Origin of the sequence: Jutongia hominis, from assembly GCF_014384965.1 — a bacterium.
GTDB lineage: Bacteria > Bacillota > Clostridia > Lachnospirales > Lachnospiraceae > Butyribacter > Butyribacter hominis.
This window is the reverse complement of sequence record NZ_JACRSW010000027.1, coordinates 20,143-44,065: the sequence shown is the minus strand read 5'-3', so window position 1 is coordinate 44,065 and position 23,923 is coordinate 20,143. Positions and strand designations below refer to the sequence as shown.

Here is a 23,923-nt window from a genome sequence, read left to right as displayed (position 1 = left end):
AAAGAATAAAGAATAAAGAAGGTGCAACCATGGCATTAGAAATACAAACTATCATTGATATTATTCTCGTAACGCTTGCTTACTGTGTAAGCGTTCTTGTTGTACCTAATATTGTATTTCATGAAATGCTGCGCGAAAAAAGCCTGACACACCGTTTTATTGTCTGTACAGTGTTAGGCAATGTTTATCTGGTCAATATCGTCTTTTTGATCTTTTTGCTGCATATTCCCGGAAAACTTTCTTTATACCTGTTTACGATCATTCCGCTTTTTTTCCTTTGGACGCGGATCAACCGTCCTGGAATCCGACGTTTCTTTCAGATCCTTTTTATGAGTATCTCACGTTTTTTTCTGGGTGAAGCTAAGTTTAAAACAATCATTTCAACACTCTCACAGCGTCCTAAGCAATATGTAGCCGCTCTGATCAGATCCATATTTTCCCATTTTATTCATCACATTCCAGAATGGCTGTCTTTAATCTCCATATTTGCTTTTAATGCATGGTATTACGGCTATTCCACCGTAACCAGATATGCCTACGGTACATCCGATCTCGTCGTACACCAGAAATGGATCAATGTAATGGATCAGGGTACGATTTTTTATGACGGAATCTATCCTTTCGGTTTTCATAATGTTCTGTATTTTCTGCATACCTTTTTCGGATTCAGTACAACAACGCTGCTTCGTACATTTAATGTAACACAAATGTTTTTTATATATACGATGATCTATGTTGTATTAAAAAAAATCTGCCGCTCCCGTTTCATACCGATTATTGGTGTCTACATTTTTTCTGTACCGGATCTGTTTAATTATATGGAAACCATGCGTTACCAATGGACACTTCCACAGGAATTCGGCATGATCTTTCTTTATCCATGTGCTTATTTCCTACTTTCTTTTTTCGAACAGAAAAAAAATGAATACCGGGAAGAACAAAAATACCGGAAACAGAACCGACTGTATTGTTATCTGGCACAATACCATATCCAGCCTTCCACGATCAGCCTTGTTTTATTTGCATTTAGCTTTTCCTTAACACTCGCAATCCATTTTTATATCACGATCATTGCATTTATACTCTGCCTTGCAATTGCTGTTGCTTATTTCCCGATTATTTTGTATAAACGTCATCTGATTCCAATTCTGATCAGCGGAATATGCAGTCTCTTTCTTGCAATTGCACCGATGGGAATCGCTTTTGTACAGGGAACACCACTACAGGGATCGCTTGGCTGGGCTTTAGGTATGATGTCTACCGGAGAAGAATCCGATGACACAGTAACCGACAGCACAATTGATACACAGCAAACGCAGGATACGAACCTTTCCGATACAACAGATGGTCAAAGTACAACCGGTACTTCCGATACAACTTCTGTTCAAAAGAGTAAAAACACACCACAAAAGGTTACATTTATACAAAAATTACAAAAGGTTCCACAAAAAGTCCTTCTGGTGCTAAACAAAGTCAAGCAGGAAATTAAACATGTAAACTTTGTTGCATCTTTCCTTTTTGAGGGCTGTTATAACGGAAAGAAAACAATTCCTTTGATCATATATGGTTCCGAGATTCTGACGGTCTGTGCATTCCTGCTTTTGTTATTGCGGTCTGTCACACATATCGGGTCCCATGTTATATCTCATATGATCCCATCTTTTTATTACCGGAATGTATTATGTACCGGAATATACTATATTTTTATGATGTTACTGTTGTGTGCGGACTATCTGCCATTGCCAACATTGATGGACTATACACGCGGTCGTATTTTTTTAGCATACGCAACTCCGCTATTTATTACTTGTGCAATTGATCTTATCTACGTGATACTGATGCGCCCTTTACGCTATCATTTTGTCAGTGAGATTGTACCAATCGGACTAAGTATTATACTTGTCTGTCTGACCATAACAAACAATGCCGTGAAACCATTGAATTACATTTTCACCTTGCAAAATCCGAGCGAAGTAAAATGTAATTACCAGATTATGAAAGAATATCCTGATTATGAATATACAATTGTCACCACAACAAATTCTCTTGAAATGATCAAGGATCATGCACGGCATTACGAAATGGCTACGTTTATTAAAAAGATGGATCATTTCACAACAACCAAAAAGATTACGATTCCTACGAAATATGTATTTTTCTATATTGAAAAAAAGCCTTTAAACTACAACTTCTTTGGACCTCTCAAGAATGGCATGAATAATCTCGGTTATATTTCAAGAGACGCTGCCGCTAAGCAGCCGAACTATAAAGGAATTTATATTTATTTTGAAGAAAACCGATATATCTTAGAAAGCCGCTTTTTCTACTGGGCAAAAGCCTTTGAGCAGAAATATCCACAGGAATTCCAGGTATATTATGAAGATGACGGTTTTATATGCTATCGTGTTGTTCAAAATGAATCTCAGCTTTATAACTTTGCAATTGATTATGGCTATAATAAATAACACACAAAATTTGCAATTTTCGTTACAGATAATTAATTTTATAAAAAAATTGATTCTTACCGAAATGTATTTAGCAAAAAAGGGGGCATTTTTGTGACTATATCAAAATCAAATTTTATTGTAATATCTGTTGTACTTGCTGCAGTTCTCTTTTTGTTTCAATTTTCAAATATTTCCGCACAGTACACATCTCAGGCAACAAAAAATAAAAATGCCGAACCAAGTATACAGATTCAGGCAGATTCTACACTACTTGCAAATAAACTTGAAAATAAAACCGATTACTCTACAGCGATCATTCAAAACGAAATTTTCTCTGAAAGTATAATAATCAAAGAATGGTGTACTTATACCAAACGCAGCTATCGTGTTTTCCAAGATTTAGAAAGCTTTTACGAAGATCTTTCGAGAAGCTGTAAGTTATTGATCTTAAATGGAAAAAATGTTACAGAGCAAAAAGAAATCGACACACTCGTATCGATTGCCGAGCGTGGAATTCATATTATTTTTACTGCTCTTCCTAATACAGCAGTCATTGAAAGTTCCACAGATCTTTGTACTCTGCTCGGAATCGAATATACCAAAGATGCTTCTTTTCGCACAAATGGTATGATTTTATATGAAGGTTTTCTTCTTGGCGGTGAAAAGACTTATAAACATCTGAAAAAAACGATTCCCTATTTTCATTTGCAAACAGGTACCAAAAAATATATGGTCGGTACGATCAAAGACCAGAAGAAAAAAAAGATCAAAAACGAAGATCTTCCTCCTGTAATCTGGCGAAATGCATACAAAAACAGCTTTGTCTTTGCAATCAATTCCGATCTTTGCACTGATCATACACTGCTCGGATTCCTGACAGCCATGTGGTCAGAAACTTCATCTTATTATATGTATCCGGTGATCAATGCACAAAGTGTTGTTTTTGACAATTTTCCATATCTTGCTAATGAAAATAAGCGAGCGATCCAGAAACAATATTATTATAAACCAAGAAGTCTCTTTACCGATGTGATCTGGCCTGACGTAACCTCTATCTTAAATGCTACAAAAGATACATTTACCGGCATGATCGCGCCACAGTTGGAATACAAAAAAAATGCCGATCCGATCAGCAAAGATACAATTGATTATTATTTCAAGCAGACAGAACGTATTTCCGGTGAGCTTGGACTTTCCGGTTCTATGCTTGCAAAAAAAGATACCGATTTTGAGCAAAAGATCCAAAAAGACACACAATTAATGGAACAGTATGTACCTGATTACAAATATACGATCTTTGCTCCGGGCAATATGCCGGAAAATGTATATAATAACTATATTGGAGACAGCTCAAAGGAATCTGTACTATCAACAATCCATACTTTAGTCATGCCAAAAGAAAAAACAGACAATCTGGTCCATTTTTATAATAATGATATTCTGAGCCTGTCAAATACGATTGATGGTTTTTCCCATACCGATAAACAGGATCTTTATATGCGAAGCATTGAAACGGCCCTTGGCTATTCCTGTATCAACGTTGATATGCAGCGTGTCTTATATCCGACCTCTGATAAGGATGACTGGACCAAATTATCCAAGAAGCTTTCGAGCTACTTAAATACTTACTGGGCTGTTTATCGCAATGCATTTGATCAGACAGATATCTCCCATACTGATATCCGTGCAAGACAATTTCTGTCTGTCAATTATAAAGTTTACCGTTATAATGATACGATCAACCTTTCTGTGACGAATTTACATGGAAGTGCTTCTTTTGTACTAAACCTTTCGAACGAAAAGATCACTGCGATCACCGGAGGTACTTTCCAAAAAATCGAGCATAATCGTTACCGGATCACCGTCACAGATCCTGATGTGATCATTGACGTGTCATCTGACACAGATTGGAGGGACAAATGAGAGTATGTATTATCGTGGAAGGTTGTTACCCTTATGTCGTAGGTGGTGTGTCGAGCTGGGTACACAGCCTGATCAAACAATTTCCGCATATTGAATTTGTGATCCAGACAATTGCCGCTGACCGCTCGATCCGCGGTAAATATGTCTATGAGCTTCCAACAAACGTAATAGAAGTCAGGGAAACTTATGTACAGGATGATGACTGGGTAACTTCCAAAAGAACACATAAATTGCATTTGAATCAAAAAGAGTTTCAGGCATTTCAAAGTATGCTGTTGAACAAAGATATCGACTGGGATACGATTTTTTATTTCTTTGCAAACAAAAAATTTTCCGTAAATGATCTTTTAATGGGAAATGACTTTTTATTAATGGCGCAGGAACTTTATATTCAAAAATATGAAAATATCACTTTTTCTGACTTCTTGTGGTCATTGCGTTCGATGTATCTGCCTTTGTTTCTCTGTCTGCGGACACCAATGCCAAAGGCAGACCTGTATCATTGTGTGGCTACAGGATATGCCGGGATGATGGGATGTATGGCAAAGAGTATTCACGGCGGTACGCTGCTGATCTCGGAGCATGGTATTTATTCCAGAGAACGAGAAGAAGATATTATCAAAGCAAACTGGGTACAGGGAATCTATAAGTCGGTCTGGATTGAGCATTTTAAGAAATTGTCTCTTTGCGCATATCAAAATGCCAATAAAGTGACGGCACTTTTTGAATATGCACGCAGCTTACAGCTTGAACTGGGATGTCCCGAAGAAAAAACTCTGGTTGTTCCAAATGGGATTGATGGTTCCCGTTTTGAAAATATCCCCGGAAAGACCGAGGAAGACAAAGCATTCTTTAATATCGGTGCCGTACTCCGTATTGCTCCGATCAAAGATGTCAAGACATTATTAAATGCTTTTTATTATGCCAAGCAAAGAGAGTCAAGCCTGAAGCTTTGGATCATGGGGCCTTGGGAAGAAGATGATCCCTATGCAAAAGAAGTCTTTGCACTTGCTAAGTCTTTAGAAGTACCTGACGTGATCTTTACCGGAAGGATTCAGGTAACCGATTATCTTGGCAGAATGGATGCAACGATCCTTTCAAGTATAAGTGAAGGACAGCCTTTGACGATCCTGGAAGGTTTTGCAGCAAAATGTCCTGCAATCGCAACCAATGTCGGTAACTGTGAAGGACTGATCTATGGTGAAGGAAATGACACACTCGGAGATGCCGGAATCGTCACCGATACGATGTCGGTAAGCGGACTTGCCGATGCGATGGTCAAGCTGGCACGTAATCGTGATCTGGCAGAACACATGGGCAATGTCGGTTACCGGCGTTTCTTACAAAAGTACCAGCTAAAACATATGAAAGACAGTTATAAAAATCTTTATCATGAAATGGCACAGATCGCACATTGCGAATGGATTGAAGATTAGGAGGGAATATCATGGCAAGCCTTGGAAATTCGATCAAACATTCCTTTGAAAAGAAAACCATATCTTCTACTGCATTAGGCGTATTAATGAGTACCTTTACAACAGTAGCACCTATGTTTTTCATTATTGGAGGAATTCTTTTTCTATACCGGATTTTAGACTACAGCTCGGTGATCTATTCACAAAGAGTCCTTTTTTCGTGCAGTATATTATATATTTTCATTTTTTCTCTTTTATGTACCGCACCTTTTAACTCTGTGATCTCACGTTATATCACAGACCGAATCTTTGAAGAAAAATATGATGCGATCCTCCCCTGCTTTTATGGCGGACTTTTCTTAAACCTGACAGTATGCTGTCTTTTTGGAATTCCTTTTTACTTATATGCACATTTTGTCGGAAAGATCAGCCTGCTCTACGTTTTTATCTGCTTTATGGCATTTATTGCATTAAGCCTGACTTTTTATTCGATGCTTTATCTTTCGATAACAAAAGACTACGGAAAAATTTCCCTTTTCTTTGCGATCGGTGTGATTACAATGGTGCTTTCCTCTCTTTTGTTTGTAAAAGTATTGCATCTGTCCGTAACAGTCGGAATGCTTTTATCACTCACCTTTGCTTTCTGGGTGATTGCCGTTTGTGAGTTTTCTTATATCAAAGGCTATTTTCATAATAGTAACCGCCGATATTTTGATTTTATGCAGTATTTCAAAAAATACTGGCAATTAGGACTGACAAACTTTATCTATACACTTGCACTCTACACTCACAACTTTGTCTTTTGGACAAAGACAGACCATATCGTGGTACAAAAAACCTATATCTGTTATCCGCCTTATGATATGGCAACCTGTATTGCAATGCTTACAAATATATCAGCAAGTGTCATTCTGATCACACAGATCGAATTGCATTTCCATGAACGTTATAAAGCTTACTCAGAAGCTGTCATCGGTGGCAGGCTTCGTGATATTATAAAAGCAAAGAACCGAATGTTTTCTCTTTTATCCTATCAGTTGATGGATGTTGTCCGAAACCAGTTTATCATTTCCGTTATCCTCTATCTGATCTGTGTTGTCTTTCTACCACAATTCGGATTTGCAGGTACCGTTATGGAAATCTATCCTTGTCTGGCTGCAGGATATTTCGTGATCTTTCTTTTATATTCCTGCATCATTTTCCTATACTACTTTAATGATGCAGTCGGATCTCTTCTGACAGCCTCCACGTTCATGCTTTTATCCACATTGATCAGTGTATTTGCCACTAAACTTCCTGCCATCTGGTATGGTATCGGTACTTTTATCGGTGCTTTTGCCGGCTGGTGTATCGCATATGCAAGACTGCGATGGATCGAACGTAATCTGGATGAGCATATCTTCTGCCAGGGAGATATCATTCCACGAAAGGTTCAGACCATGCCGACAAGCATCACATATCAGAAAAAGACAAAGGAGGACGATTAAATGACTTTATCCGTACAAATTACAATCATCGGCTTAGGAATGCTTTTACTGGCCGCCGTGATTCTTGCAGCCATTCAAAAGAAGATTTCAGAATCCCATGCTTTACTTTGGATCGTTCCCTGTATTCTGATCATACTTGGTGGTATCTTCCCGCAAATGACATATCTGCTGTCTTCTTTTTTCCAGACAGAATATCCACCGGCTATCATTTTTGCTTTTGCGATCATCATCTTATATCTGATCCTTTTTCAATGCTTTAAAACATTGTCTGTACTTACGATCAAGAACAAAGAACTTGCATCGCAATGTGCCATTTTGACAAAAGAAGTAAAAAAATTAAAAGAAACAATTCAAGAATTACAACAGGAAAAAGAGGATGAAAAAAACGTATGAAAAAGATATTATTTGTCATGAATACCATGGGACGTGCCGGTGCAGAACGCGCCCTGCTCGCTTTGATCAAAAATCTTCCAAAAGAAGAATTTGATATTTCTTTATACGTATTGATCAACCGTGGAGAACTTTTTGATGAAGTTCCGGACCATGTGCATATTTTAAACAAAAAGCCGGATAACCGCTCTGTCCTTTCCTTTGGTGGACGACTTGCGATCATCCATACTGTTTTACGATGTTTTTTTCGTCATGCAAGCGGCTTTCGGCTGATCGGCTACTTTTTAAAGAATTTAAAGATCCAGCTTTGTGCACACCGCCTGTTACCTGATAAACTCCTTTGGCGTACCATTGCAAACGGCAGTGTAAAATTACAGGATACCTACGATCTGGCAGTCGCTTACCTCGAAGGTGCAAGTACCTATTATATTGCTGAACGCATACAGGCAAAGAAAAAGGCAGCTTTTGTCCATATTGACTATCAAAAAGCCGGTTATAATAAAACAGTAGATCTGGATGCCTATCAAAAAATTGACCGGGTGTTTGCAGTATCAAAAGAAGCAAGAGAAAGCTTTTTACGGGTCTATCCGGAATATAACAAAAAGACGTTCCTTTTTCGAAACCTGCATGATACCAACCGGATCGCATCACTTGCAAAAAAACCGCTACCGGATAACTCTGCATTTGTAAAAAGTTCTGCCTGCTATAAACTTTTAACCGTTGGCAGATTAAATTATCAAAAAGCATATGATATAGCGATTGATGCACTGGCTATCTTACGGAAAAGAAATATTGACGCAGACTGGTTTGTACTCGGAGAAGGCTCCTTGCAAAAAGAGCTGACCAGACAAATAGCAAAAAAAGGACTATCGGACCACTTTTTCCTGCTGGGGAGTACCAACAATCCATATCCTTATTATCGGGCTGCTACGATCTATGTACATGCAACACGCTTTGAAGGCAAAAGCATAGCCATTGAAGAAGCACAACTGCTTTCCAAGGCAATCGTCGCATCGGACTGTACCGGTAACCGTGAACAGATACAATCCGGTACAAACGGCATTCTGGTCACACTGACTCCGGAAGCTGTCGCAAATGGCATTGAAACACTCTTAGCCAATCCATCTTTGATACAAAAATATGAACAGGCGGGCAGACAGACCATGCTTACCCATCCAAAAGATATGGATGCATTTTTAGAACTATTAGAATAGTATATGCAACCGGCAAGATACCTATATGGTACCATCCGCCTCTTTTGCTCTACCACGATTCTATCAGGGGGATTTGTATGAAAAAAGAAAACACAAACAAAGAATTATTGATCATTATTCCTGCTTATAACGAAGAAGCCTCGATCTCTGGTTTTTTATCAAAACTGCTTGCAGACGAATCACATACTTATGCGGATATTCTTGTAATCAATGATGCATCTACAGATAATACATTATCGATCGTACAGGAATTAAATATACCGGTGATCAGTCATCCGTATAATTTAGGATACGGAACCGCTTTGCAAACCGGTTATAAATATGCTGTTATAAACGGATATCAATATATTATCCAGATCGACAGTGATGGACAGCATGATGTGTGCAATATTCAGCGAATTTATGAGTTACTGACTTCCAAAGAAAAACCTGATCTTGTCATTGGGTCACGCTTTTTAAAAGGCAGCCAGAGTTTTCCAATCTCTCTGACCAAAAAAATTGCGATTGCATTTTTCAGTATAGTAATCCGGCTGACAAGCCGCCAAAAGATCACTGATCCTACTTCCGGCTTGCAGGGACTAAACCGCAAAGTCTTCGGATATTATGCACGCTTTGGCAACTTTGATAACAGTTATCCCGATGCAAATATGTTAGTTCAGATGACTCTTCTTGGCTATAGAGTGCAGGAATGTCCTGCTATCATGCACCGCAGGGAAGCCGGAAAAAGTATGCACTTTGGTATTATTGAACCGATCTTGTATATGTTTATCATGGTATTTAGTACACTAAATGTCTTTATCCGTCATAAATGGCATCTGCTTGCCAAACCGACTACTCTGCCTGAAAAGACAGAAAATGTAAAACCAACAAAAGGTGGAATCAAACATTGAAACAAAGAAAAAAAACAGTACCCTTCCTTTTATGCATTATGATCCTATTTTTCTTATCAGGAGGACTTGCCTTGTACTACTATCATACACATCATATTACTGCTGTATTCACAAAACAGGAACAAAAAGAAATTGCTGTCAACAAAAGCAGACCGGAATGTGGATGGTTTCAACTTTATTCTTATTACCTGAAACCACAGACCAACTTAACTGCCGATGAATTATATTATGAAGTCTCTGACAAAGATAACTATGAATATCGTTTGTCCCTGGTAGAATTTAACCTTGCCGAGTATGCTTCTTCTTCCCTGGATCTTGCTGCTGTCAAAAATATCCAAACCGTATTAACACAGTTTCAAAAGACACGCTCGAAAGTAATCGTCCGCTTTCTATACGACTGGGACGGAAACGGAGAGGCAAAGGAACCGAAACAATTAACAATCATCTTAAAGCATATGAAAACAGTTGCACCTTTGTTAAATGAATACAAAGACATCATCTATACCACACAGGGAATTTTTGTCGGAAGCTGGGGAGAGATGCATGATTCGAAGTTTTTAAACAATCAGGATATGACAACTCTTCTACTGTATTATGCCAGTCTGACAGACTCTTCGATCTATCTGTCTGTCCGCACGCCTGAACAATATCAGACAATTTTTTCTGAATGGGAAAAACATAAAGACCGCTACAAGAAATATGCGATCACAAAAAAAGAACTGACAAAACGTCTTGGACTTTTTAATGATGGAATCCTTGGCTCTATATCCGATCTTGGCTCATATCGGGATGCCGATGATACCACAAAGACAGCGCAGGAGCGTCTGGATGCCAGAAAGAAAGCTCTGTCTTTTCAGGACACACTATGCCTTCACGTGCCAAATGGCGGAGAGGTGATCCAAAGTACGGATTCATCACTTTCTACAACAAAAGATGCGATCACAACATTGCAACAGATGCATGTTTCCTATCTGAACCAATTATATGACAAAGATGCCATCACACTTTGGAAAAAAGCAGTTTATCATCAAAAGAACAGTCCGTATGATGGAAGCACGCTGTATGATTATATTACAAACCATCTCGGAGCACGTCCTGTCTTAACAGACAGTTCTGTTTCGTATCATCCGTTCCAAAAAGGAGATGCAAAAGGAACAATAACAGTTGAAAATACCGGCTTTTCGAATTATTATCATAAGAAAGACTTTCAACTGGTATGCATCAATAAAGAAACAAAAAAAGAAACAACTTTGGTATCTTCTGACCGGTTAAAAAATGCCAATCCGCTTTATTGGGACAGCAGGAAAAAGACTGTCATCTCCTACCGCTTTTCACCATTTTCTTTTGAAGATGGTGCGTATCTGCTGCTTGCACGTTTGTCTGATCCAATTACCAGGGAAGAGCTTTTCTTTGCAAATGACAGTTACGATAAACAGTACAGAGGATATGTGCTTGGAACCCTTCAGATCAAACGCTGAGAAGTATACTTTGTCCGGTCAAAAAATGCTTATAAAACCTTTATAAAATGTACTCTCAGAATCTTCTAAGCGAAAAATTTCGAGAGTGCATAAAAAAGGAAGGAGGCAGTCAGAATGGATGTAGAAAAATCAAAACAGGCTTATGCTTTCATTCAAAAAGAAATGCAATTGCATCAGAAAGTCTGTATCCATCCTCAGGGATATAGTATGTGGCCTTTTCTAAAAGAAGGCAGGGACAGTGTGATCGTAAAGCCACTACCTGTTTCGAGTATGCATCGTGGTGATATTATCTTATATCGTCGAAACGATCAGATCTTAGTCTTACATCGCCTCCATCATAAAAATAAAAAGGACTTTTTCCTGACAGGTGACAACCAGACAAAGATAGAGGGTCCTGTCCGACAAAAAGAGATCCTTGGTGTGGTAACGACGATCCGGCGAAAAAAACATACTTTTTCAAGATTTCATCCACTTTGGCTGCTTACAAGCCATCTATGGCTGCTTTTTCGTCCGATAAAGCCCTATATAGCTCACCTATATCATAAAATCTACAACAAAGGAGAATGACAGGCTATGACAGCAAAAAAAACCGTAAGTGTTGTAATCCTGACGCGCAACACCCCTCTGATCCTATTAAAAAAATGCATTGATTCTGTAAAATCACAAACCTATCCAGCGCTTGAAATTCTCCTTATGGATGCAAATGATCCATCCAGCACCTATAAAGAAGCGATACAGAGTGATACAGAATTACAAAACGGTCTGATCTATTTAGAACACCCTGATCACAATGAATGTATCCATGCGGTCAATGAAGCGACAGCTCAGGCAACCGGACATTTTCTGGTATTGATTACGTCTCAGGATATCATGCCAAAGGAACGGATCGAATGCTGCATGGATTTCTTTGAAAAGAACCCTTCTTGCAACGTTCTTGCTACAAATGTGGCCATACAGCAAAATACGATTTCGGAAAATGATGATCTGTCTTTGACTTCCGCAAAGCTTTCGTATGTATCACAATTGATCTTTTGTCGCTATTGCTTTGATATGGTAAGCGGCTTTGATGCCGGTCTCGTTGCTCATGCCGATGAAGACTTTATCTTCAAGCTGTATCAAAACAATACGATCAGCCATATCAATACAGAGCAGACCACTATTTATTGTAATTCCGACCACTCTTTAACCGATTCTGATAAACGTTGTGCAATCGGATACCGCCAGCTTCTTGTAAAATATGCTGTTTATTTGCAAAAGAGAACAGACCTGAAAAAAGATTTACTCTTTTCCATTGCAAACAGCTATAGGCAGGAACATTTTTATTTGCGCTATCTACAATTTTACTGGAAGGCAAAACTTACAAAAAGAAAGAAGGAGCGATCATGAATACAGAAATCACCTGCTTTTATAAGCTTCTTTCCTATGCCTTACACTCGGATCATTCCGACATGATCACACAGACACAAAAGGAGCAGATCAGGCAGAAGCTTCCGGACTTATTACAGCTTGCCAGACAGCATAATGTTTCTCTTTTTGTTTACGATGCACTCTGTCAATGTGACATTGACGATCCTTTGTTACAAGAGACAACTTTTCAAAGAGAAATGCTTTTTGAATGCTATCATAATTACGATATGCTCTTTTTTGCAAAGAAGATCCTTGCTTTATTAGAAGAACATTCCGTTTCCTACTGTCTGTTAAAAGGTGTATCGCTGCTTGCCAATTATCCCAAACCGGAATGCCGCAGCGCAAGCGATATGGACATATTAGTCAGTGATCCGAAAGAATATACGCGTACCAGAGATCTTCTTTTATCTTATGGCTTTTGCGTGGCAAATGGTATGACAGATCACCATGAAGAACTTCTTTATTATGAAAACGACAAGACCTATCTGTTAGAATTACACAATAAATTGATCAACAACTCCGGTAATGTACGTGATGAAACAATAAAGGCATTATTTAAGCAAACGATCCCTGTTAAAAAAAAGCTTTCTTTTGCTGCACTCTCCTATCAATGCCTGAACACAGAACAAAATCTGCTTTATCTTTTATTGCATATGTTACAGCACTTTACAAGTCTCGGATTTGGAGCAAAACTTTTATGTGACTGGACGGTTTTCTTAGAACACCATGCCCATGAGATCGACTTTATGGCGTTTCAGACCATGCTTGAGGATTTAGGACTTGTTCCCTTTTGTGAAGTAATGACAGAATTATGCATCCGCTATCTGGGATTACCTCGTGAAATATTAGAAAAAAATCATTGTACATTTCTTGCTGCCACTATTGATCCGGCTCTGCTGCAACGTGTTCTTGATGACATCCATACTGCCGGTGAATTTGGGAAAGAGAATCACACCCGCGTTCTGATCGCACACCAAAACAACTTTTCTTCTACGATTGCACAGGGACACCGGCAAATGAAGATCTATTTTCCTAAATTGTCACACTGCTTTCTTTTCTGGCCGGTTCTCTGGAGTATTACGTTATATCGTTTTCTCTGTAACAACCGCCGTTTACGCAAGATCGATACAAAAACAATCTTAGAAAACACACGGCAAAGACAAGAACTTTTTAAAGCACTTTCGCTTGACTCTGACGCAAAACGAAAGGAGAATTAAATGCGGCTTCACACAGATTATCAATTACGCAATATTGGTACTTTTTACTTTCTCGTTCCGTTAAAAAGTGATCATCCGGTAATCGACCAGATTCTTACCCTAAATGAAACCGGTGCATTTTTATGGAACAGCTTACAAAAGGTTCTGCAAAAACAACATACCGTACAGCCAAAGAAAGCAACTGCCGACAATGCTCCCCTGCCGGACAATGACGAATTGATGCAGCTGCTCTGTCATGCCTTGCAAGCAGAATATGATGTAACAAAAGACGAAGTACTTCCTGATGTCAAGACATTTTTAAATTCCTTAACCCAAAAAGGAATTCTTACCCTGAAAGATTAAGAATACTCTTCTTCCATCTTTATCCATTGGTCTAAGGTGCATGGTGCAAAATCAGAAAAGCCGGCAAAGCAATTGATCAGATTGCATGACAGACTTTTTTGCTCACTTCCGTAAACACATTGTCTGCTTTCCCGTACAAAACGGCGAACGTTTTTATAGTCCATTGTATCATGAACATGACCATATAGCATATAACTGATATCTCCCAAATACTGTCCATGATAACAAATGATCGGATAATGGCTTAATACAACTTTCCGGTTGTTATCATGGATCTCTGCATAGGATTTGATCCATTGAAACAAAGATGCATCAAATTGTTTATCACGCAGGAAACGCTGGTCATGATTTCCTGTGATCAGATATTTCTTTCCACGCAGCATGCTAAGGACCTCATTCGTCTGATCTCCTTTTCCAATACAAAAATCACCTAAGATATATACTTCATCCCGGTTCTTTTTTACAACACGGTTCCATTGTTCTATCATATATGTATCCATTTGCTCTACTGTTTCAAATGGCCTTTGATCTAATTGTCTTACTTTTTCATGCCCGAAATGACAGTCTGCAATATAATATTTCATGTAGTTCTTTCACTTTCCTGCTTTTGTATTAAAAGCAAACCTGTTATCCTCTTACTAAAAAGCTATTATACAAAACACATCCGCTACTGACAAGCAGACGATAAACTCCATTGATATTTCACAAGGTACAGACGGAAAGCCGGTCCATATTTTTTAAGGTATAGACATAAAACCGGTCCATATCCATAACTGATGTAATGAAAGACACAGGCTAAAATATCAGTTAATAGAAGATATTTTCTAAAAAATGGGATAAAAGTTGCCTTTTTTTATATTTGTATGCTATAATAAAATGGTTTGAATTATTTTTACAATATTGATCGGGAATTCTTTCATTTCCTGAAAATCCCTGATCACCTATGAGAATATATTCTCGGTATCTTCTCAAAACAACTCCGAGAATACATAAGAAAACAAAATGGAGGCTAAATATGAAAGGAATTATTCTTGCCGGTGGATCCGGAACCCGTTTGTATCCACTGACTATGGTAACATCAAAACAGCTACTTCCTGTTTATGATAAACCAATGATTTATTATCCATTATCGACATTGATGTTGGCCGGAATTCAGGATATATTGATCATCTCCACTCCAACGGATCTGCCAAACTTTGAGCGTTTACTTGGGGATGGAAGCAATTTTGGTATTCATCTGTCTTATAAAGAACAACCGTCTCCTGACGGACTGGCACAGGCATTTCTGATTGGTGCTGATTTTATCGGTGACGATTCCTGTGCAATGGTTTTGGGAGATAATATTTTCTATGGGAACGGACTTTCTCCTATGTTAAAGAAAGCGGCTTCTAAGCAGGAAGGTGCAACCGTATTCGGTTATTATGTAGATGACCCGGAACGCTTTGGTATCGTTGAATTTGATAAAAACGGAAAAGCAATTTCCATTGAAGAAAAGCCGGAACATCCAAAGTCAAACTACTGTGTAACCGGCTTGTATTTCTATGATAAGCATGTCGTAGAAATGGCTCGTAAAGTAAAACCATCTGCCAGAGGAGAGTTAGAGATCACAGACTTAAACCGCATGTATCTTGAGCAGGGCAGCTTAGACGTTGTCACACTCGGTCGTGGTTATGCCTGGTTAGATACCGGAACAACCGATGCCCTTGCCGAAGCTTCTGAATTTGTCCGCGTGATCGAGAACCGTCAGGGCGTACAAATCTCCGCTGTTGAAGAAATCGCTTATCGCAACGGCTGGATTGGCAAAGAAAAATTATTAGAATCAGCTGAGCAATATGGAAAATCTTCTTATGGTAAGCACTTAAAACAGGTTGCTGAAGGAAAGATTTTTTAAGAATGGAGGACTATTATGAAAATTATCGTAACCGGTGGTGCCGGATTTATCGGTGGTAATTTCTGCCACTATATGACAAATAAGTATCCCGAAGACACCATCCTTTGTATTGACAAATTAACTTATGCCGGAAACATGGAAACACTGGCTCCGATCATGGATAAGGAAAATTTCAAATTTTTTAAAGCAGATATCGCAGATCGTGATGCGATTTATAAGATCTTTGAAGAAGAAAAGCCTGACATCGTAGTCAACTTTGCAGCAGAAAGCCATGTTGACCGTTCGATCACAGATCCTGAGATCTTCCTTCGTACCAATATCATTGGTACAAGCGTTATGTTAGATGCCTGCCGTAAATATGGTATCAAACGTTATCATCAGGTATCAACTGACGAAGTATATGGCGATCTTCCACTTGACCGTCCGGATCTTTTCTTTACAGAAGAAACTCCGATCCATACTTCCAGCCCATATTCAGCATCAAAAGCATCTGCTGATCTTTTGGTCCAGGCTTATGCACGTACTTATAAGATGCCATGTACGATCTCAAGATGTTCTAACAACTATGGACCTTACCATTTCCCTGAGAAGCTGATTCCTTTGATCATTGCCAATGCATTGAACGATAAAGAGCTTCCTGTCTATGGAAAAGGCGAAAACGTCCGTGACTGGCTTTATGTTGAAGATCATTGTATCGCGATCGATCTGATCATCCGCAAAGGTACGCCGGGTGAAGTATATAATATCGGTGGACATAATGAAAAGACAAATCTTGAAGTAGTTAAGACAGTGCTTGCGCAGCTTCATAAATCAGAAGATCTGATCACTTATGTAACAGACCGTCCCGGTCATGACCGTCGTTATGCGATCGATCCTACAAAGATCCATAATGAACTTGGTTGGCTTCCAGCTACTCCATTTGATGAAGGTATCAAAAAAACGATCGCCTGGTATTTAGACAATCGTGAGTGGTGGGAAAATATCATTTCCGGTGAATATGCAAATTATTATGATAAGATGTATGGTAACCGCTAATCCTTTGACTTTTGTCAAAAATTAGGATGAAGCTTATATTATAATAATCAGCTCTTTGTCAGGAGTTGGAGAAAAAAGAAGAACAGGAAGCAGCCATTAACCGGTTGCTTCCTGTTCTTCTTTATGATACAATTTTCCATCTACGATCCGCACAACTCTTTGTGCTGCTTTTGCTACTTCCAGATCATGTGTGATCATCACAATTGTATTGCCCATGGCATTTAACTCTCCAAACAAACGAAGTACCTCTTTTCCCATCTTACTGTCTAATGCACCCGATGGTTCATCTGCAAGCAGGATGGCAGGCTTTCCGACTAATGCTCTTGCGATCGCAACACGCTGTTTTTGTCCACCGGATAATTCATTTGGTTTATGGTGTAACCGTTCACCAAGTCCGAGAAGCCTTATCGTATCCATACACATGTCTTCGGCTGTCTTATGATCGATACCACGCATTAAAAGCGGCATAATGACATTTTGTAATACTGTATATGCCGGAATCAGATGATAATTCTGAAAAACAAAACCGATCTTTTCATTGCGGATCTGTGTCAGTTCTTTTCCGTTTAACGCATGCACCGGCATACCATCCAGATAATATTCTCCTGTGTCCCATTGGTCCATACAGCCGATCACATTCATCAATGTAGATTTACCAGAGCCGGACGGTCCGAGTATGGCGACAAATTCGCCCTCGTCTACCGTAAAATTAATATCTTTTAAGACATGTAATGACTGCTCTCCCATCTGATAACTTTTGTTTAACATACGAATATCAATCTTATGATCTGTTTCCTGTAATTGTCTGATCATTTCTCTTTTCTTTTTTTTTGCAAACATACTGCTCCTCCTTTACACCATCCAGATTCCTACGATTACTTTGTTTCCATCCTGATCCGTCTCAACGATCATCTTTATCACGTCTCCATTTGACAAACGCGAAAAGGTGGTCTTGTTGCCAAGAGAAGTGATCACGTCTGTTCCAATCGGAATGGTCATCGTTGCTGACTTGTTTGTAGAAGTATACATGGTCATACCCTTCTTTTTGCTGTTTGTGTTCGATTTGCTTTTCGAAGTGGATTTGCTTTTGCTGCTGTCCGATCCTGTGCTACTATCGGAGGTGCTATTTTGCTGATCTTGCATGCCATTGGCATCCGGTGGGTTTCCTGGTGCATCGCCCTGTCCTCCTGATGGCATCTGTCCCTGACTGCTGCTTCCGTTTTGCATTGCCGGCATTCCACCAAAGTCATTATTACTTCCTTTTGTGTCGGATGAACTGCTACTGCTGCTGTTTCCATTCTTACTTTGACCGGATGTATTGCCCGAATTATTGCTATCATTACCGTTACTGCCTTGATCCGATGCATTGCCCGAATTACTGCTGTCATTGCTACTACTGCTTTGATCCGGTGTATTTCCTGCATTACTGCTGTCATTGCTATTACTGCTTTGATCCGGTGCATTGCCCGAATTGCCACTCTTACTCTGGTCAGAGGAACTGCTCTTTGCAGACACTTTCTTTAGGATCGTATAGGTCATCTCATTGCCTGCTATTTCCGTAATCTTACCGATCACGATCTTTTGGTTGCTTTTCAATTCGACAGAAGAAATATCTGTTGCATCAGAAGCATCATTTTTTCCACATCCGCTAAACAGAAGACCGGCGATCAAAAACAGCATTGTTATTTTTCTTTTTTTCATATAAGCCTCCATTTCTAATCTTCGTTTAATGCTTCTACCGGTACTAGATTCGATGCTTTCAATGCCGGATAGAATCCAAATACCGTTCCTGTCACAAGAGCAAAAACAACGGCTAAGACGGCTACTAAGACCGATAGTTCAACCCGGACACCAAAATGCTCTAAGATCGGTGTCAGACCAAGTCCGGCTAACACACCTGCGATACCGCCAAATATACTGATAAAACTTGCTTCTAACAAAAATTCCAATAAAATATCTCTTTTCGTACAACCGATTGCTTTTAAGATTCCAATTTCTTTTGTTCGTTCTTTGACAGAGACAAACAACACATTCATAATGCCGATACCACCAACGATAAAAACGATCACAGCCATAGAGATCAATAAAGTTGTAAGAGTATCATTTGACGCAGAAGCAGCTTCCATCTTGCTTCCGGCATCTGTGATCGTAAATTCCGCATTCGGATACGAGTCAGATAAGATTGTCTGGATATTTTCCATGGCAGCATCTACTTCGTCCACATCTTCTATGATCACCGTGATTGTCGGAGAAACACTGCTTCCGACAATGTATTTAACACCGGTACTGTATGGTAAAAAGATCGAATCATCCGGGCTGATCCCAGAAGATACCGTTCCCATTTCTGCAAGAACTCCATTGACAACATATGCCCTGCTGTCAATATAGATTGTACTGTCGTAAGCTTCTTCAACACTGCCAAAGATCTCTTTTGCCACTGAATAACCAAGCACACAGACTTTTTCTTTATTTTCCTCATCCGAGGAAGAAATAAAATCACCAACTGCCATCGAAAGATTACTCATCGATGCATAATTGTGCTTGACTCCGGCAATTGTATAACCGGTCGCGTCATCGAGATCACCACCCTCTACATCGGATTTGGTATTATAAGAGATCGTGATCTTTGAAATTCCCGGTAAAAAGGTCTTTAGGTCGTCGACATCATCTTCTGATAATGTGATCTTTTCCTGATTCATTCTTGACGAATCATCGCCATTGCTGCCACCCATGATCATGTCGCCACCCGGACCGCCACCATTACCCGATCCACCCGGACCGCCTTGTGAACTGCCACCGAAATTGCTGCCATTTGCATTGCCTGCTCCACCGTTACCTCCTCCCGGCATACCGCCACCGGAAGATCCTTTTTGTGTTGAGGAACCACTCTTTTTGGAACTGCTTCCAAAATTCTGAAAACCACGCCCACCGGAAGTCTTTACAGAATCCATCAGACTGCTTAATTCACTTGACATTTCATAGGAAATATCAATCGCGCCTGCATTTAAGTTTTTAAATTGTTCTTCTACTTCCTTTTGTCCTCCACGGCCGATCGCAATGACCATCATAATCGTTGCCGCACCAACTACAATACCGATCGAAGTTAAGATCACTTTGAATTTATTCTGGATCAGATTGATCCATACCAATCGAAGAATCTCATTTACTTTCATTGGCTCACCTGACTTTCTATCAAAACAGTATCACCCTTTTTGAGACCGCTTTTGATCTCAACATTATGACCATCGGAAAAGCCTGTCACAACTTTGGTCTTTTTCGTTGTACCATCTGCTTTCTTTAACGTAACATACGACTTTGTTCCTTCTGTTGTGATTGCTTTGTTTGATACATAAGTCACATCTTTTACTTCCTTTGATACAAATGTAACTTCGCTGCTCATGCCATCATATACTTTCGACACATCTCCGCTTAATGTTACCACAACCGGATAACTGACTGTCGTGTCTCCTGTGGAAGAAGATGAAATAGAAGTTACCGTTCCTTCAAAAAGTTCATCTTCATATGCCGACAGATAAATATTGACATTATCTCCTACTTTAATATTCGAAACATCATCCTGTGCTACCGATACGGTAATATTGACTCCATCCGTATCCACATAAGCAGCGATCGCTGTTGAACTGTTTAAACTGTCCCCCTTGCTATAACCAACTGATGTCAGCTTACCGGTATATTTTGCTGTTACCTCGTTATTTTTTGTAAATGCGTTGAATGCTTCTAACTCTTCTTTTGTCTGGTCATAGGTTTCTTTTGCTGCGTCCACATCATCATTGACACTGCTTAATGCAACCGTATATAACGCTTTTGCATTCTTTGCTTCGATCCTGCTTTCCTCATATGTCTGCTTTGCCGTGATCTTTCCTGTTTTTAATGCTTTCTTAGCAGAAGTATATTGTGACTTTAAGCTGTTTAGGTTCGAACGGTATTCGCTTAATTGTGTCTGAAGCTGTGTCAATTCCTGCGTTAACTGCGTGATGGTTGAAGAAGACTGTGTAGAAGATGTAGTATTTGTTCCTGTTGTCGTATTGGAACTGCTTTGTTGTGTAGTATTGTTTACACTATCCATTACACCGGATGCACTCTTGGCTTTTGCAATCTTCTTTTTTAAACTTGCAATCTGTGTTGGAAGTGTTTTGATCCCGTTTTGTGCTTTCTGATATGCCGCTTTTGTACTGCTTACATTAGCTTCTAAGCTTGCTACCGTTGCCTTATAGGTTGCTAATGCACTCTTTCCTGTTGCAATTCTTTGTTTGTATTCATATTCTGCGGACACTTTTGCTGCATCTCTTGTTGTCTTGGCTTCGTTATAAGCGATTCTTGCTGCGTCATAATTTTCCTGATAGCTTTTTTTCGCACTCTCTACACTGCTTTTGGTCAAAGTCAAAAGAGTATCTCCTTTTTTGACGTTCTGTCCGGTCGAAACACATACTTTCTTTACTACAAGTTCTTCCTCGGAAGAAGCAGAAGAATTCTGTGTCGATGAATATGCTGTACTCTGTGTCGAAGAATCTGCTGTACTCTGTGTCGAAGAGTCTGCTGTACTCTGTATCGAAGAAGCACTGTTTTTTGTACTGCTGCTTTGTTCTAAAGAGGCATTATCTGCTGACTTCGTACTATCCGAAGAACCAGACTTGGTTGTCGTAGCACTTGATGTTGAGCCGGATGAAGAAGTTGATGTCGAACTTACGGAAGTCCGGCTTAAAGAATACGATTGTGTCAATGTGTCGATCGCAACGTTACCACTCTCTGTAATGCCGACTGTCAGATTGCCTGATTTGACTTCTGTTTCTTTTGTCACTACTTTTGCATCACTCTTTTTTCCTTTTTGTACCTGATAATATCCAAAACCTGCTACAATCGAAAGAATCAGCAGACATACTATTCCAATGGTTATCTTCTTTTTTCCTTTAATTTTTGAAATCAACGACATAAGTATCTCCTTCCTTTAAACCACTCTTTAACTCTATGAATTGTCCGTTATCTTCACCGGTCTTTACTTCTACCTGTCTGGTATTTCCATCTGTCAGTTTAGCTGTCACATAACTCTTTCCGCCTTTTTCCGTGACTGCTGAGACCGGAACATATAAAACATCTTTTAATGTATACTTTGTAAAGGATATAGATGCTGTATCATCACTCCTGATCGAACCGGATGCATTGTCTACTGTCACATTGACGATATATGTTACACTGGATACGCTTTCGGAAGAAGAAGTTGTTTCCATCGAAGCAACCGTTCCGGTTAATGGTTCGCGTGATGAAGATAAAGAAACGGAAACCGAATCTCCGACTGCAATATATTGCATATCTGCCTGATCGACTGTTACCGGGATCGTAATACTGCTGCTATCACTATAAGTAGCGATCGATGTTGTTGTAGATAATGTATCACCGGCACTATATCCGACCGCTGTTATTGTGCCATCCTGCATAGCTTTGATCGTATTGCCGGTAATCATCTTTTCAAAAGCTTTCTTTCTTGCCTTTGCCGATGAAGCATTGTCTTTTGCACTTTGTAACGTATCTTTTGCACTTTGTAATGCCGCTTCATAGATCGAGCTGGCATTCTGATAGGTACTCATGCTCTGTGCATAAGTCTCTTTTGCACTGACTTTTCCTTTTGTCTGTGCTGCTTTTGCTTCATAATAGGCTGCCTGATACGATTTTAAGTTTTGTTTTGCTTCCGATAATGTGGTTTTGGATTCTGTCACTTTCTGCTTAAAGCTACTCAGACTTCCTTTTGCTTTTGTCTGCTCTTCCTGTGTTTTTGCCTTTTTTTTCTGAAGCTCTTCATAAGATTTCTTTACTTTTTCATATGCTGTTTTTGCACTTGCTAACGCTGTTTTTTCTCCTGTATGCTGTGATGTAATCTCTTTTTTTGCTTCTGCGACATTTGACTTTCCATTATAACTTTCTAAATACTTTGCTATCGTATCCAGATTTTCATATTCTTTTTGTAATTTGTCATATGCTGCTTTTTTGCTTTCATATGTTTTCTTTGCTGTTGCTTCTTTCTTTGCAATGGTTTCTATGTTTTGCTGATACGATGTGATCTTCTTTTTTAATGTCTTAATCTTTTTTTGATACGATGTAATGGTTTCAGGCATTTCACTGATCGTCTTTTGGGCTGCTGTCAGATCTTTTTTGGCACTTTTTTCTGCTGCCTCATAGGTATCTAAACTATTTTGATAATCCAATGCTGCTGTTGACAGCAAGGACAGGTTCGTCCTGTAATCGGACTTTGCCTGTGCCACAGCTTCTTCATAATCTACTTTTGCCTGTACCAGATCGGTCTGATAGCTTTCTACAGCACTTTCTAAGATCTGTCTGGTCTGATCGACACTGCTTTGTGTTAAAGTAAGAACCGTACTGCCTTTCTTTACGATATCTCCTTCTGATACATTGACCTTTGATACGACCAGACTGCCGCTTTCTGACTCGCCGGTAAGGTTTAAATCATATAACTGATACGTTGCTCCATTTGTTGTCGTACCACTGACCGTTGTTGTCATTTCTATATTTCCTTTACTGACATAACCTTCCATTGTCCGGCTCTCTTCCTGTGTGTCTTTTGCAAACCATGTCGGGTAGATCACAAGCTTTGTTAAAACACCTCCTGACACCAGAAAAAGTACGAGCACGATCGCAAGGATTCCTTTCCTTTTAGCTGACCATTTCTTTTTTATTTTCTTTTTTTCATCGGATGCATGTTTCTTCCTGTGAAACCACATATTGACCTCCTTTGCGCCATCTGTCTTTTATTCGA

At 39.3% G+C, this 23,923-nt stretch carries 20 protein-coding genes; 14 read left to right on the top strand and 6 right to left on the bottom strand.

Going from position 1 to position 23,923, the window contains the following annotated elements; translation table 11 throughout:
• Window positions 1–29 precede the first annotated feature (29 nt).
• The 12 genes from H8700_RS05705 (at window position 30) to H8700_RS05650 (ending at window position 14,210) form a co-directional block, all read left to right on the top strand.
• A complete protein-coding gene (locus tag H8700_RS05705) occupies window positions 30–2,465 on the top strand; it encodes a hypothetical protein (RefSeq protein ID WP_249304199.1) in 2,436 nt (811 codons plus the stop codon).
• Between the two features lie 93 nt (window positions 2,466–2,558).
• Window positions 2,559–4,370 (top strand): DUF2194 domain-containing protein, encoded by a 1,812-nt coding sequence (locus tag H8700_RS05700; protein WP_249304198.1) that lies wholly within the window; start codon window positions 2,559–2,561, stop codon window positions 4,368–4,370.
• Window positions 4,367–5,806 (top strand): GT4 family glycosyltransferase PelF, encoded by a 1,440-nt coding sequence (gene pelF, locus H8700_RS05695; RefSeq protein WP_249304197.1) that lies wholly within the window; start codon window positions 4,367–4,369, stop codon window positions 5,804–5,806. The genes H8700_RS05700 and pelF overlap by 4 nt, the downstream gene beginning before the upstream one ends.
• Window positions 5,807–5,817: 11 nt before the next feature.
• On the top strand, window positions 5,818–7,272 hold the full coding sequence (gene pelG / locus H8700_RS05690) for an exopolysaccharide Pel transporter PelG (protein ID WP_249304194.1): 1,455 nt from the start codon (window positions 5,818–5,820) through the stop codon (window positions 7,270–7,272).
• Window positions 7,273–7,665 (top strand): DUF2304 domain-containing protein, encoded by a 393-nt coding sequence (locus H8700_RS05685; RefSeq protein ID WP_249304192.1) that lies wholly within the window; start codon window positions 7,273–7,275, stop codon window positions 7,663–7,665. It abuts the gene before it with no gap.
• Complete coding sequence (locus H8700_RS05680; RefSeq protein ID WP_249304190.1) at window positions 7,662–8,876, top strand: glycosyltransferase; 1,215 nt, start codon at window positions 7,662–7,664, stop codon at window positions 8,874–8,876. Before H8700_RS05685 ends, H8700_RS05680 begins: the two co-directional genes overlap by 4 nt.
• A gap of 77 nt (window positions 8,877–8,953) precedes the next feature.
• A complete protein-coding gene (locus H8700_RS05675; protein ID WP_249304187.1) occupies window positions 8,954–9,766 on the top strand; it encodes a glycosyltransferase family 2 protein in 813 nt (270 codons plus the stop codon).
• Window positions 9,767–9,837: 71 nt separating this feature from the next.
• Complete coding sequence (locus H8700_RS05670; protein WP_249304184.1) at window positions 9,838–11,244, top strand: DUF4874 domain-containing protein; 1,407 nt, start codon at window positions 9,838–9,840, stop codon at window positions 11,242–11,244.
• A 114-nt stretch (window positions 11,245–11,358) separates the two neighbouring features.
• A complete protein-coding gene (locus H8700_RS05665; RefSeq protein WP_022142225.1) occupies window positions 11,359–11,811 on the top strand; it encodes a S24/S26 family peptidase in 453 nt (150 codons plus the stop codon).
• Between the two features lie 6 nt (window positions 11,812–11,817).
• Complete coding sequence (locus tag H8700_RS05660; RefSeq protein ID WP_249304182.1) at window positions 11,818–12,630, top strand: glycosyltransferase family A protein; 813 nt, start codon at window positions 11,818–11,820, stop codon at window positions 12,628–12,630.
• Window positions 12,627–13,868, top strand: coding sequence for a nucleotidyltransferase family protein (locus H8700_RS05655; protein ID WP_249304179.1), 1,242 nt, complete (start codon window positions 12,627–12,629; stop codon window positions 13,866–13,868). Before H8700_RS05660 ends, H8700_RS05655 begins: the two co-directional genes overlap by 4 nt.
• The gene (locus tag H8700_RS05650; RefSeq protein WP_249304177.1) at window positions 13,869–14,210 is read left to right on the top strand and encodes a PqqD family protein; all 342 of its coding nucleotides are present in this window, start codon (window positions 13,869–13,871) and stop codon (window positions 14,208–14,210) included. It begins immediately after the preceding gene.
• Here the strand turns inward: H8700_RS05650 and H8700_RS05645 are convergent.
• Complete coding sequence (locus tag H8700_RS05645) at window positions 14,207–14,794, bottom strand: metallophosphoesterase (protein ID WP_249304175.1); 588 nt, start codon at window positions 14,792–14,794, stop codon at window positions 14,207–14,209. The genes H8700_RS05650 and H8700_RS05645 overlap by 4 nt on opposite strands.
• A gap of 431 nt (window positions 14,795–15,225) precedes the next feature.
• On the opposite strand from H8700_RS05645, the gene rfbA reads away from it, so the two are divergent.
• Window positions 15,226–16,101 carry a glucose-1-phosphate thymidylyltransferase RfbA gene (gene rfbA / locus H8700_RS05640; protein ID WP_249304172.1) on the top strand — a complete coding sequence of 292 codons (876 nt, stop codon included), beginning with the start codon at window positions 15,226–15,228 and terminating at the stop codon, window positions 16,099–16,101.
• A gap of 15 nt (window positions 16,102–16,116) precedes the next feature.
• Window positions 16,117–17,136: a dTDP-glucose 4,6-dehydratase gene (gene rfbB, locus H8700_RS05635; protein ID WP_022142231.1), complete on the top strand. Its 1,020-nt coding sequence runs from the start codon at window positions 16,117–16,119 to the stop codon at window positions 17,134–17,136.
• 96 nt (window positions 17,137–17,232) lie between these two features.
• On the opposite strand, the gene H8700_RS05630 is transcribed toward rfbB, so the two are convergent.
• The 5 genes from H8700_RS05630 to H8700_RS05610 are packed head-to-tail and all read right to left on the bottom strand — an operon-like array spanning window position 17,233 to window position 23,888.
• A complete protein-coding gene (locus H8700_RS05630; protein ID WP_249304756.1) occupies window positions 17,233–17,949 on the bottom strand; it encodes an ABC transporter ATP-binding protein in 717 nt (238 codons plus the stop codon).
• Window positions 17,950–17,988: 39 nt separating this feature from the next.
• Window positions 17,989–18,837 (bottom strand): hypothetical protein, encoded by an 849-nt coding sequence (locus tag H8700_RS05625; protein WP_249304168.1) that lies wholly within the window; start codon window positions 18,835–18,837, stop codon window positions 17,989–17,991.
• Between the two features lie 14 nt (window positions 18,838–18,851).
• A complete protein-coding gene (locus tag H8700_RS05620; protein WP_249304166.1) occupies window positions 18,852–20,309 on the bottom strand; it encodes an ABC transporter permease in 1,458 nt (485 codons plus the stop codon).
• Window positions 20,306–22,087 carry an efflux RND transporter periplasmic adaptor subunit gene (locus tag H8700_RS05615; RefSeq protein ID WP_249304164.1) on the bottom strand — a complete coding sequence of 594 codons (1,782 nt, stop codon included), beginning with the start codon at window positions 22,085–22,087 and terminating at the stop codon, window positions 20,306–20,308. The genes H8700_RS05620 and H8700_RS05615 overlap by 4 nt, the downstream gene beginning before the upstream one ends.
• Window positions 22,065–23,888 (bottom strand): permuted SH3 domain-containing protein, encoded by a 1,824-nt coding sequence (locus H8700_RS05610; RefSeq protein ID WP_249304162.1) that lies wholly within the window; start codon window positions 23,886–23,888, stop codon window positions 22,065–22,067. Before H8700_RS05610 ends, H8700_RS05615 begins: the two co-directional genes overlap by 23 nt.
• Between the last annotated feature and the right edge of the window lie 35 nt (window positions 23,889–23,923).